12 protein-coding genes are annotated in these 12,506 nt (G+C 64.3%); 7 read left to right on the top strand and 5 right to left on the bottom strand.

The window, feature by feature from the left end; all coding sequences use genetic code 11:
- On the top strand, window positions 1-159 hold a 159-nt coding region (locus GY937_16805), incomplete at its 5' end, for a hypothetical protein (GenBank protein MCP5058365.1).
- Window positions 160-561: 402 nt separating this feature from the next.
- On the opposite strand, the gene GY937_16800 is transcribed toward GY937_16805, so the two are convergent.
- The 4 genes from GY937_16800 to GY937_16785 are packed head-to-tail and all read right to left on the bottom strand — an operon-like array spanning window position 562 to window position 5,284.
- Window positions 562-1,560: a CvpA family protein gene (locus tag GY937_16800; protein ID MCP5058364.1), complete on the bottom strand. Its 999-nt coding sequence runs from the start codon at window positions 1,558-1,560 to the stop codon at window positions 562-564.
- Between the two features lie 47 nt (window positions 1,561-1,607).
- Entirely contained in the window at window positions 1,608-2,087 is a 480-nt protein-coding gene (locus GY937_16795) for an SRPBCC family protein (protein MCP5058363.1), read from the bottom strand.
- A 2-nt stretch (window positions 2,088-2,089) separates the two neighbouring features.
- Window positions 2,090-3,874: an ATP-binding cassette domain-containing protein gene (locus GY937_16790; protein ID MCP5058362.1), complete on the bottom strand. Its 1,785-nt coding sequence runs from the start codon at window positions 3,872-3,874 to the stop codon at window positions 2,090-2,092.
- A 36-nt stretch (window positions 3,875-3,910) separates the two neighbouring features.
- Entirely contained in the window at window positions 3,911-5,284 is a 1,374-nt protein-coding gene (locus tag GY937_16785) for a hypothetical protein (protein MCP5058361.1), read from the bottom strand.
- Between the two features lie 352 nt (window positions 5,285-5,636).
- Here GY937_16785 and GY937_16780 point away from each other — a divergent pair, with 352 nt between their 5' ends.
- From GY937_16780 to GY937_16755, 6 genes are all read left to right on the top strand, one after another.
- Window positions 5,637-6,989, top strand: a complete 1,353-nt coding sequence (locus tag GY937_16780; GenBank protein ID MCP5058360.1) for a hypothetical protein — start codon at window positions 5,637-5,639, stop codon at window positions 6,987-6,989.
- Between the two features lie 131 nt (window positions 6,990-7,120).
- On the top strand, window positions 7,121-7,894 hold the full coding sequence (locus tag GY937_16775) for an NRDE family protein (protein MCP5058359.1): 774 nt from the start codon (window positions 7,121-7,123) through the stop codon (window positions 7,892-7,894).
- A 14-nt stretch (window positions 7,895-7,908) separates the two neighbouring features.
- Window positions 7,909-8,235: a hypothetical protein gene (locus GY937_16770; protein MCP5058358.1), complete on the top strand. Its 327-nt coding sequence runs from the start codon at window positions 7,909-7,911 to the stop codon at window positions 8,233-8,235.
- A 76-nt stretch (window positions 8,236-8,311) separates the two neighbouring features.
- Complete coding sequence (locus GY937_16765; GenBank protein ID MCP5058357.1) at window positions 8,312-9,637, top strand: bifunctional folylpolyglutamate synthase/dihydrofolate synthase; 1,326 nt, start codon at window positions 8,312-8,314, stop codon at window positions 9,635-9,637.
- A gap of 107 nt (window positions 9,638-9,744) precedes the next feature.
- Window positions 9,745-10,908: an MFS transporter gene (locus GY937_16760; GenBank protein ID MCP5058356.1), complete on the top strand. Its 1,164-nt coding sequence runs from the start codon at window positions 9,745-9,747 to the stop codon at window positions 10,906-10,908.
- Window positions 10,909-11,453: 545 nt separating this feature from the next.
- The gene (locus GY937_16755; GenBank protein MCP5058355.1) at window positions 11,454-12,047 is read left to right on the top strand and encodes a hypothetical protein; all 594 of its coding nucleotides are present in this window, start codon (window positions 11,454-11,456) and stop codon (window positions 12,045-12,047) included.
- Window positions 12,048-12,118: 71 nt separating this feature from the next.
- Here the strand turns inward: GY937_16755 and GY937_16750 are convergent, their stop codons facing one another.
- Window positions 12,119-12,220, bottom strand: coding sequence for a hypothetical protein (locus tag GY937_16750; GenBank protein MCP5058354.1), 102 nt, complete (start codon window positions 12,218-12,220; stop codon window positions 12,119-12,121).
- Window positions 12,221-12,506: the final 286 nt, after the last annotated feature.

The raw sequence follows: 12,506 nt of genomic DNA, 5'->3' as shown, positions 1-12,506 counted from the left end.
GTGGCGACCCAGCCGCTCGACCTGGCGCTGCACGGTGGAGTGGGAGACACCGAACTCCTGCGCGATCTGGCGAAAGCCACTGCAGGCGCGAGTCCGGAAGAAGAGGGTCCGAAGCAGGTCGCGGTGCCTGAGCCAGTAGGTCAGAGAGAAGGTCTGTGAACTGAAGGACCGGTCACAATGTTGACAGAGGTACCGCTGGACCCGGTCGCCGTCGCTCGATCGGGAGAAGAAGCCCTTCTTCTTGAAGCGCCAAGTGTCTGGATTCGCGTGAGAATCACAGTCGGAGAACGGACAATGCGGAGGAGAACCAGCAACTCGAGAGTTCGACATGCCTGCCTTCCAAGGCAGCTTTCATGCCGGCCCCATTCCTCGCTCCACAACTCAAGCTATGTGGTGCTCGAAGGGGTTCTCTTCGTGCAGTTCGTCGGGTTCGGTGGAGGGCGACAACGACGCACTGGTATCCGAGAGCGATCGGCGTGCGTTTCAGGGAGTACCGACTGGCCCCGTACTTGTTTCCCTCGAGCACGATCGTGGCGAATGGAGCCGGTCGCTCCATAGGGTCTACGGACCCTCGGCAATCCGGGATGCGATCCGGAACACCCGCTCATCGGCCAGGAGCGCCCACGGGTCGCCTGCCTCGAGCTGGGCCAGGACCTGAGGGTCGTTGGTGAGTTCCTGTAGTTCCGGGTCGGCTCGGAGCGCCCGGAGCCTCGGCCCCAGGTCCTCGAGGACCTCGAGCATTTCACTGCTGAACGCTTCCGGACTGTCGGCCGCCTCGGCGCTGATGGCTCCCAGATCGGCCAGCTGGTGGCGGAGTTCCCGGTCGTGGACGAGTTGCTGGAAAGCGGGCCGATGGACGGCGTTATGTGCCTGCTCCTGCTCCACGTACATCCAGAACGCGCTATCGGATTGGAGCGCGCGCAGCGCGGGATCGCTTGCGACGGATTGCACGACACGAAGCGAGGTGTTGGGCCGTGCCACGATTCGCCCGGCCACCCGTCCCGAGTTGCCGCCCAAAGCTGCCCCTACCGCATTCTCGATCGCGAGACTGGCCACGCCTGCGACCCGCGAATCTTTCGTCTCGGGAACCGCGGCGAGCCGCGGATCTTCGGTCATCTCCCGTGCTGCATCGAGCCAGGTCGCCAGGAGCGCAAGGAGGATCACGACCAGTGCGCCGCGCGCACCACCTAGCAAGCCGCCTCCCAGCCGATCGAGAAGATCCCGGCCAGCGACGCGGGCGCGCTCTCTATCAGCCCGGCGAAGGGGGATGGTGAGAACCGAGAACACGAGGAGGGTGCCGAGAAATCCTGCCGTGCCGACCACGGGAGTCGCCACGAGTGCGGTCAGTCCGAAGCTCTCGGCGACGATCGGTGCCAGATGCTTGGCGGCAAAGACCGCATTCACGTAGCCCAGCACGAGCGATACGAGCCCGAGCCCGGACGGAATGAGGCCGCGCCACATGCCGAGGAGAACGAACACACCGAGCACGCTCATGGCGATCAGATCGATGCCCATCCCACGCTCATCGACCGGCCGAGCGACCCGCTTGACGGCCGGCATGTGCCCAGCCCCGGTGATTCTCCGTCACGCACGAGGAGCGACGCGGACTATGAAACAGGCGAACGGCGGCCAGGTTTGTCGTGGGTAGCGGCGAGATGCGCGCCGAGGCGCTCGAGCATTGCCTGGTGGGCCGCCTGGGCCTGGTGTCGAACCCAGCTGCAGAGAGGGCCGGGCGCAGTCAGGCGGCAGGATTCGCTCAATCGGGTTCCACTCGGCGTCTTCGTCAGATGGTAGGTGGTGTCGAGGCGAATTCTCGGGAATTGCTCCGCTGTTCCGCGAATCTCGCTGGAGGACACGGCCCGGATCGTCGCGGTGTAGGCCGCCCGTATTCGTATCGGGCCGATCGGGATTCGATCGATGACCCGATAGCGCCGGGCTTGCGGTTGCTCGGGGTCGGGCTTGAGATCCTTGATCTCTTCGATCAACGGATGGAGGATGCGCAGGGCGTGGAGGTCACTGAGGAGGTCATGCACCCGTTCCGGTTCGGCCGCGATGTCGACCGAGATCGTGAAGCATGCCGTTGCCACGGCTAGGTGCCGATCGCCTCGAGCTCTTCCCAGCGCGCGTAGGCATGCTCGAGCAGGTCGACGAGCTCCTGCAAGCGTGTCGTTGATTGCGCGATGGCCTCGCCTTCCGATTTGTAGAACGATGGATCGGCCATCTTCTCTTCGATCGCGCGCTTCTCCGTCTCGAACGTTTCGATTCGAGATGGCATGGCTTCGAGTTCGGTCTTCTCCTTGTAGGAGAGCTTGCGGCTTCGAGTCGTCTCCGAGCGGACCTTCGCCGGGGCTTGTTTCACCTCCTGTGGTGTTTCGCGGGAAGCTGTCATCCGTAGCCAGTCGCGGTAGCCACCGACGTATTCATTCAGTTCCCCGTTGCCCTCGAAGACGAACGTCGACGTGACGACGTTGTCGAGGAACGCGCGATCGTGGCTGACGAGGAGAAGCGTTCCCTGGAATTCGAGTAGCAGTTCCTCGAGGAGCTCGAGTGTTTCGAGATCGAGGTCATTCGTCGGCTCGTCGAGCACCAGCACGTTGCACGGCCTTGCGAGCAGCCGGGCGAGCTGGAGGCGGCTGCGCTCTCCGCCGGAGAGCCGTGTGATGGGTCCCCGCACCTGCTCGGGTGTGAACAGGAAAGCTCCGAGGTAGCCCATCACGTGCTGCGCCTTGCCGCCCACGGTGACGATTTCTCCATCGTCGCAGACGTTCTCCTGCACGGTTTTCGTCTCGTCGAGCACCGAATGGAGCTGGTCGAAACGGGCCACGGCGAACTTCGTTCCGTGCAGGACGCTGCCCTCGTCGGGTTCCAGCTCCTTCAGCAGGATCTGCAGGAGTGTCGTCTTCCCGCATCCGTTCGGACCGAGGATGCCGATCCGATCGCCGCGCTGGATCTCGCAGGAGAAACCGTCGAACAATGCCTGGCCCTGATAGCCGTGATGCAACTCCTCCGCCCGGATCACGACTTTTCCGCTGCGCTCCGCCTCCTGGACCTGGGCTCGGACGCGTCCGACCTCTTCTCGTCGGCCGGCGCGCTGTTTGCGCATCTCTTCGAGGGCGCGCACGCGGCCCATGTTGCGCGTGCGACGGGCCTTGAGGCCGCGCCGCACCCACGTCTCTTCGCGGGCCAGCAGCTTGTCGAATTGGGCATTGGCGTTCAGCTCGGCCTCCAGCCGCGCGTCGCGCCGCTCGAGATAGGTCTCGTAGTCGCAGTCGTAGCTGCGCAGGACGCCGCGGTCGAGATCGACGATCCGGGTGGCGAGGCTCTGCAGGAACGTGCGGTCATGGGTGACGAAGACGAGCGCGCCCGCTCGTCGCTGCAGGAATTCCTCCAGTCCGCGGATGGCTTCGACGTCGAGATGGTTCGTCGGCTCATCGAGCAACAAGACGTCCGGGTTCATGACCAGTGCCCGGGCGAGCATCACGCGCCGCTTGGAGCCCGCCGACATCGCGGCCACTGCCGCGTCGCCCTGGAGGCCGAGTTGGGTCACGACCTGTTGGATGCGGCTCTCGGCTTCCCACGCTTCGAGTGGCGGCCCGCTGGCCAGGGCGGATTCGAGCTGTGTCGTGACCGTGCCCTCCATGGCACGCGGCACTTCCTGCTCCAGCCCTGCCACCCGGACGCCTCGGCGCAGGGAGAGTTCGCCTTCGTCGGGCACGAGCGCTCCGCCGAGGATCCGCAACAAGGTCGATTTTCCGCAGCCGTTGCGTCCGAGGAGCCCTACGCGTTGCCCCTCCTCGATCGCGAGATCGATGCCGTCGAGGAGCACCGGCCCCCCGAACGAAACGCTGACCTTCCTGCAAACGAGTTCCGCCACCGGGTCACCCTAACGAAAGGCGCGCAGAAAGGCGGCTCAGAGAGGCAGAAGGGCGGGGTCGTTGATCTGGCGCTGCTTGAGCTTGCCGCCTTCGTAGATCGACCGGATGTCGATCTGTCCGTCGCCGTTCTTGTCTTCGCCGCGCTCTTTCAGCAGCAGGCGTCCGGCAATCTGCTCGTAGGTTTCGAAGACATCCGGTTTGCCGTCTCCGGTCGTATCCTTCTCGATCCGGTCGACGATTTCCTGCCGGGCAAAGACCTTGTAATGCGTCCACGTATCGGTCTGGCCGTCGTTCTTCGTGTCCTCTTCGGAGACGGTGAGCTGGCCGCCCGCATATCGGAGGATTCGATCGGGTGTTCCATTGCCGGTGGTATCGTGGCGTTCCTCGAACAGAGCGCCCTCCCGGTACAGGTAGAAGGCGTCCTTCGTGCCATCGCCATCCCGATCGACTTCGCGAAGGCTCGCGAGGCCGTTGCTGCCGAACTGCAGCCACTCGTCCGGTTGTCCGTCGCCGTCGTTGTCTCGCCGGGTCTCCTGGATGGAGCCCCCATTGAAGATCGTCCAGGAGTCGACGTTGCCGTCGTAGTCCCGATCGAGCTCGACGCGAATCAGCGCACCCGTCGTTTCATCGAAGAAGCGCAGCTCCTCTGGCGCGCCGTCGCGATCGGCATCGAGCGAGCGCACCTTCATCGAGCGGTCGTCCTCCTGGCGCCTGGATTCGTCGAAGATCGAGGCCGGGAGATCCCTCAGGCCCTCTGCTTTGGGAGCCCTGCGCGTTTCGGTCGCTCTGCGCTCGAGATCCTCGTCGGTGGTTTCGAGGCCCTGGGCCTCCGCTTCTCGCAACGTTTCGTCGCGATCGATGCGTTTGAGAATCTGCTCTTGCCGCTCGAGTTCGGCCTGGATTTCGTCTTCGAGCGAGCCCTGACGCGCAATCTCCTGGTCGATCTCGGCTTCGAGATCTGCTTCGTCGGCGGCATCCGAACCGCGCGGATGGCGGCCGCCGCCCCGGGAGCCGCCCGAGCCGCCTTGAGAGAGGGGGACTTCGCCGGTGATCGCGCCGTACAGAAGGAGACTTACGCCGCCCACGGCTGCGCCAATGGGCCCGGCCTGGGCGCCGACAATGGCACCGATCAACATCCCTTCCATCGCGCTCTGGGCTCGCTTGCCCGACGTGGGAGAATCGTCGGCATCGTCTGCCTTCGCGCTGACATCGGCCGGCGGGCTCGGAGGGGCTTCGGGTTGCGGGTTCACGTCCGCTCCCGCGGTCGTTTCTGCGCCCGGATTCGGAGCCGGGTCGGAAGCGGCGACATCCGGGCCGCCGCCTGTCGATGCGCAGCCCAGCGCCAGCGCCAAGGCGAGTAGCGCGGAGAGCCAGGAGCGGTTGGGCCGGGCGGCGTGATGCAGGCGCATGGGGTCCCCAATCCTACTCGTGGTGGGGGGGAACGCAAAGCACCAAAGGGCTCGGATTTCGGCCTCCACGCGACGCAATGCGGCAATGGATGCAACTCTGAGCATGTCCAGTGTCCACGGTCGGGAACATGAAAACATTTTCAATATCAGCTAGTTGACAGCTTTTTTGCTTGTTCCTGATTCGGGGGCCTTCCACCGCGTGCCGCTGGCGGCGCCTCTCGTCCGGGCTACGCTAACGCGGTGCATCGAATCGGCGTGATGAGGGTCATTTGCTTGCATCGAACGCCGCCGTGCTGAGGTCGTTGTAGTAGCAGCGGCGGCTTGTCGATGAGCTGCTTCTCAGGAGGCGATCGTGGGTCTCACGTTGATTCGCAAGAGCACCGGAACCCGGCCGAAGGCCAACCCCAAGGTTGCCCTGGTCCTGGCGGGCGGTGCGGTTTCCGGTGGAGCGTTCAAGGTCGGCGGGCTGAAGGCGCTCGACGACTACTTCGTCGATCGGAAGATCACGGATCTCGATACCTACGTCGGGCTCTCGGCCGGCTCGATCCTGGCCGTCTCTCTGGCAGGTGGCGTGAAGCCCGACGAGATGATCAAGGTGATCGAAGGGACGAGCACGAAGCTCAATCAGCTCGCGCCCCATCATTTCTACAATCCGAACCTGGGCGAGTTCATCAACCGTCCGGCGCGGTTCCTGGTTGATCTACTCACCTACACGCCTAGCGTTGCGGTGGAGTTGGCCAGGCAGATCCCCGACCTCCCCGGTGTCGTCGGGCCCTCGCTGCGCGCCCTCGTAGACAAGCCCAGCTACACCCGGCTCGAAGAGCTGGTGATGAGGATGATGGAGCATGTTTCGCCCAAGCGCGAAGTTCCGTCGCTGACGAATCTCGTGCCGACGGGGTTGTTCGATACCAGTGGCCTCGAACGGTGGTTGAGCGGAAGCCTCGAGAAGATGGGCGTTTCGAACGATTTTCGCGCTTTCGAGAGTGATCTCGGGAAGAGGCTCTACATCGCGGCATGCGATCTCGATTCCGCCGAACGGGTCATCTTCGGCCCCGACGAAAAATCCGATGTTTCGGTCTCCAAGGCGGTGCAGGCTTCGGTCGCGCTTCCGCTCTTCTACCGTCCTGCGCGCATCGGCGGTGTCGACTACATCGATGGCGGCATTCGCAATACCGCCAATATCGACGTGGCCATCGAGAAGGGTGCGGATCTGATCATCTGTTACAACCCGTTTCGCCCGTTTCACAATCGCCTTTCGGAACCCGGTGAGGACGAACACTTCGTGGCCGGGGGGCCGCTCGCCGATGGCGGTATGTTGAACGTGATCAACCAGGTCTTCCGCACGCTGCTCCACTCGCGTCTGCGTTCCGCCCTGCAACGTTATTTGAGCGATACGCGCTTCAAGGGGGATATCGTTCTGCTCGAGCCGCGAGAGAATGATGCGGAATTCTTCGGCATGAACCCGCTTGCCTTCTGGAAGCGCGCCGATGCGATCCGCGAAGGCTTCGAATCCGCGTGCATCTCGATCGAGAGCAACTACGATGAGCTTTCCGCGGTGCTGGGGCGCTACGGGCTCGAGATGAATCGGAGTACGGCGCGGCGGCGTGCGAGCCGCCTCCGGGCTGCCCGCGGTTGGCGAGTCAGCCGAACCGAAACACCGCAAGCGGGCGCGCGAAGCCCCAAGCTCAAGGTCGTCGGGGCCTGAACCTTCGGGGCCGTCGGACGACTCCCCCTCTGACTTGACCCCCGGGGGATCTTCGCTATCCTGTCGACTTCTCGTGCCAGTCGCCCGCGGGGCTTCACGTCCTTCGAGGCCGCGGCAGAGACCCTCCCTGCATGTGTACCCTTTTGGTTCTCCACCGCTGCTTCCCGGAAGCACCGCTCGTGATCGCCGCCAACCGGGACGAGGCGCACGATCGGCCGGCAGAGGGCCCCGGTTTGCGCCCGCACCGGGGGCGGATCCTGCTGGCGCCGCGAGACCTTCGTGAGGGCGGAACGTGGCTGGGATGGAATGACGCGGGGATGTTCGCTGCCCTCACGAATCGGCCCACGAAGGCTCCTGATCCGCAACGCCGCTCCCGGGGTCATCTCGTCTCGGACGTGCTGGCGGAGGCCAGCGCCAAGGAGGCGATGGAGCACCTGGTCGGGCTCGAGCGCGACCTCCACAACCCCTGCAACGTCTTCGTGGCCGATGCCCTTGCGGCCTACACGATCGTGCTCGATGGGCGCGCGCGGGTTCGAGAGCTGGCACCTGGTGCGCATGTGATCGGCAACGCAGATCCGAATGATCGGTCCCACCCGAAGGTCGGCCGTCTGATGGGTGAGCTCGAGATGGTGGCCGAAGGCGGAGCAGAGGGCGTAACGGAACGACTTGCGCACGTCCTGCGCATGCATGGGCCGCGAGACGACACTCGAAGCCCCCTCGAGGCCACTTGTATTCATGCGGGCCCCTATGGGACCCGCAGTTCGACGCTGTTCGTGCGCGGCCGCAGACGCCATGAGGATCGTCTCCTCTATGCGGACGGCGCTCCGTGCACGACGAATTACGAAGACATGACCCCGTTCCTGGGTGAGCTGGACCGAACGGCCGGCACGATCTCGGGAGCCTAGATGAGGAATCCGTCTTGAGACGAATCGGCAGCAACATTCGAAAGCAGAACGCGGACGACAGACAGAACCGCATCATCAAGAACATCATCCGCTACTCGGACGAAGAGAAGCCGAAGAACGAGTATCCGAAGAAGATCGTTTCTCCGTCGCGGCCTTCCGGGTGCTGCACCGAAGAGAACAAGACGTCTGTCGGGCAGGTTCGCGAGGTCGACGGATTCAAGTTCTGCTACCGCGTCTGTGATACTTGCGGACACGCCGTGCGTTACTTCTACCCGGCTGTCGAGAGCACGAGCAATGCGGTCAAGAACTACCGCTCGTGGAAGAAGTACATGGCGCAATAGCCGCCCGGCGGTTTGCATGGAACCAACACGAGACGGTCCGGGTAACGGGCCGTCTCGTTTTCTTTGGGAGCGACGGGTGGGCGACATGACCGGGCAGGAGGCTGAGGCCTGGCTGGCCGGGCTGATCAACGTCGAGCGGCTCCCCGATCGCCGGCGTGCCCGGTTTTCGTTGGGGCCCGTGAAACGCCTGCTCCAGGAGTTGGGAAATCCCCAGGATGGCCTGTGCATCCTCCACATCGCCGGATCCAAGGGGAAGGGCTCGACCGCACTCTACGCAGAGGCTTTGGTGCGCGCTGCCGGGCTCTCCGTGGGAACGTTTACGTCGCCCCATCTCCTGAGCTGGACGGAGCGCTTCAGGATCGACCTCGTACCCGTGACCGGAGATCGGCTCGGAGCTGCCGTCTCGAGACTGCGTCCCATCGTCGAGAAGCTGCGATTGGAACCGGATGCACCGAGCTTCTTCGATGCCACGACGGCCGCCGCGCTTCTCCTCTTCGCCGAGGCGAAGGTGGATGTGGCCATCCTCGAAGTTGGTCTTGGTGGGCGCCTCGACTCCACCAACATCGTCGAGCCCACCGTCACCTGTATCACCAGCATCGAGCTGGAGCATACGGAGATCCTGGGTTCGACCCTGGCTGCGATCGCGAAAGAAAAGGCAGGCATCGCCAAGCCCGGCGTTCCGTTGGTGATGGGTCCACTTCCTGATGAAGCCAAGGAAGTAGTTCGAGCACGTTGCGCCGAAATCGGGGCGCCGCTGGTGGAATTCGGGCGCGACTTCCGTGTCGACGTCGAGGAAGGAGCGGGCCCATTTGTGACCGTGCAGGTTCGCGACGGTGAGCACCACGTGCACGCACGCCTCGGGGCGCCCGGCGCACATCAAGCAGCGAATGCTGCACTGGCTCTCGCATGCGCCCGGCGGCTGGGTGTCGTTTCGGGAGGGCAGTTGGCCGCCGATGCGCCGAAGGTGTTGGGGGCGCTGCACCTGCCGGCGCGGGTCGAGATTCTCAGCGAGAAGCCGTGGATCGTCGTGGATGCGGCACATACGGTTGCTTCCGCCCGGGCCCTGGCAGCGACGCTCTCCCGTCTCTCTCATCGCCGCGGCTTCTTCGTCCTCTCCGTTTCGACGGGAAAGGATCTTGCGGGGATCGCCGAGGCCATTCTTCCTTTCGCAGCAAGCGTGATCGCGACCCAGGCCGAACCCGTCCGCTCCATGCCGGCGGATGAACTCGCCGATGCTGTTCGAGCCCTGGCGCCTGGGGTCGAAGTGCAGGCCGTGAGTGACGCACATCGCGCCCTCGAACTCGCCAGGGCGGAAACGGCCCCGGACGATCTGCTGTGTGCAACGGGTTCGATCTACCTGGCTGGCATCGCGCGGGCGGTGTTGGGAGGGAGCGTGGCGTGAGCGAAACCCTCCCGCCGCGCCATGACGCCGACGAGCGCGAGGCCCGCTTCCATGCGCAAGCCGAGCGAGACCTGACGCGCAACTATCTGGCGCACCTGGCCCACGGAATGCTAGGTCAGACCGGTTTCCGGCTGATCCAGGTGCCAACGTTCATCCCCGTCTACGTGGAGCTGATCTCCGGATCACCCATCGCGGTGGGAGCGGCCCGGGCCTTCCAGTCCTTCGGCATGTTCCTTTCGCCGATCCTTGGGGCGACGATCATCGAGCACCGGCGACGGGTGTTGCCGATGGGTTTCTGGATCGGCGGCCTCATGCGCGTGCAGGTCCTGGGCCTGGCCCTCGCCGGGTTCTTCCTCTCCGGGCTGCCGGAACTCGTGGCCGTCTTCGGTTTCCTGGCGTTGTTCGGTTTCTTCATGGGGATGCAGGGGGTGATCTTCAGCACCCTGGTGTCCAAGGTGATCCCGGTCGGTCGTCGCGGTCGATTGATGGGCCTGCGAAACGCGTTGGCAGGGCTCACCGCGGGTGCCGTCGGCGGACTGGGTGGCTGGCTCGTCGAGACGAATGCTCTGGGGAATGGCTACGCCACGACGTTCTTGCTTGCCTTCGCGCTGACGGCTCTGGGCCTCTCGATGCTCGCATTCATCCGGGAGCCGGAATCTCCCAGTGTTCGGGCCGCCAGCGGCTTCCGCAGCCGCCTTTCGGAATTGCCCGCACTGCTGCGCAGCGATCCGGAGTTCACCCGCTACTTCCTTGCCCGGGCGCTGGCCACGATGGGCCGCATGTCCGTGCCGTTCTACGTGCTCTACGCAGATCCGGGCCCCGCGCTCCTCGGCCCGTTGACGATCGCGTTCATCCTGTCCTGGAGCATGGGCAATCTGGCGTGGGGAGAAATCGCCGATCGCATTGGCTTCCGCGCGGTCTTCATTGCCTCACTCCTCCTCTGGGTGATGGCAGCGTTGGCACTGATGTTCGCGGGCGATTCGGCCATGGTGCTGGTGTTGATCATGGTCGGCCTCGGAACAGGTTTCGGAGGCTTCCAGATGTCCTCCCAGAACCTGGTGCTCGAATTCGGAAGCCGCGAGAACCTTCCGATGCGCATCGCGGTTGCCAATGCTGCCAGCGAGCTCGTCGGTGCGATCGGGCCCCTGGTGGGCGGAGTGCTCGCCGCCACGGTCTCGTATGAGGCCGTATTCTGGACAGGCATGGCGTTTCAACTTGCTGCCGTGGGTTGGGTGCTGAGGGCCGTACCCGAGCCGCGCAAACGGAGTTGAGTTCAGGCATTCCCCCGCGCACGGGATGGCGGTCTCCAACTCACGCGGCCTGAAGCGGGCTCGAGCGTGTCGTGTCCGCAACGACGAAGCGCCCGGGTCGGCACCTCGTGCGAACACGAGGGGAGGGGTTGCCGGCCCGGGCGCAAAGAATTTGGCGTCGCTGGAGGTAGACAAAGCAAGGCGTGTGCCACCGCTGAGGGCTTGGGCCCACGGCAGTGAGGTCACGCTCCGAAACGGCGTGGTTAGCCGTTCGAGCTGCGCACCCACGGAGTCCCGGGTCGGAATGGGCGATGGGAGGTCGGTGACACAATTTGGGTCACCCGCAAACCTCAGCGTCCGGATTCTGCGCACCGTTTGCCGATGAGTTGCCCTGCTATGTGCCCCAGTGCGATCCCACCTTCGCCGTCAGGCCCTCGGGCGTCGCAGTACAGGGATGTCTTCTTGCGAGGCACTCATCGGTTCGAACTCCGTGCTCCCATTTGAACCCTGGCGCCCTACGACGCGACTCATGTAGCGAGCGCCACGAACGGCCGATGGAGATTGGGATGCCGACGTCGAGCAACGGAGATCCCAAACGACTGCTGGCCGGAGCCGCGGCGGCGATCCTGTTGATGCTCTGCGTGCCCGGTACTGCCGGAGCCGGTCAAGAAAGCTGCCGAGATGCGGCGCGCTTCGAAGACGAGCCGTGTCGCGGGCGCAAGCTCCGGCCGCAGGAGATCGAGGCCTTTCTGACGCGTCCGACGCGCTCCCAATGGGAGGCTCAGCTCGAACTCGGCTGGGGAGGCTCGGATGGGTCTACGGCCGCGTCTGATTCGATTGGCGGTGTGGCGATCGGGGCGACCAGTCGAAGACATGCAGATATCGATCTGCCCGCGAATCGGCACGACTGGTACTACGAGCTGGGCCGGACCTTCGATCTTGGAGGCCAGTTCAGGAAGGCGGCCGACGATGCCTTCCGGGACATGTGCCTGAAGCGAATCGAGCATCTCTCGGGCTGGCGCGGCTTGCTGGCACGATCGAATGTGATCGGCCGCTACGCGATCCTGCGTGTAGCCGGTTTCGGTGCCTGGTGGGCACACCCTGGTCCGGTCACACCGGAGGGCCCTGCTCCGTCGCGCATCGCCGCGGGGGGCCAATAGCGAGACGCGGCTCGGGACGAGGAATCGATCCGTTGCCGCGGGTGTTGGGATTCTCCCGGCTGATGCCGCCATCACATACTGCGCAGCAGACTCACCGCCGCGGCGAGGTGCTCGGGTGTCGTTCCGCAACATCCGCCGACGATGGCGGCGCCGGCCGAGTTGCTCTCAGGCAACCACGCTAGAGAGCACCGCAGAATTGAGTAACAACCCTCTCCGACGGAGAACTCTGTCACTCTGAAACGCGAGACTCTCTGTCTATAGGAGAAAGAAGCCCCGTTTTCACGCGATGCCCGATAACTCCGAACTATGTCAACTTGCCGTGTAGTACCCAAGTAGAAATGTCCGGTTTCTCCAAAGTAGAAATGTCCGCTTTTTCCAGTCGCCCGGGGTACCCCCGCGGGCATGGAGACAGTGAGCATGAGCTACGAGGAACTGGATCGCGTGGGCGTGATTGAGCGC

This window comes from bacterium (assembly GCA_024228115.1).
Lineage (GTDB): Bacteria > Myxococcota_A > UBA9160 > UBA9160 > UBA6930.
Note: the sequence above shows the minus strand (reverse complement) of the source record. Positions and strands in the feature narration are given on the sequence as shown.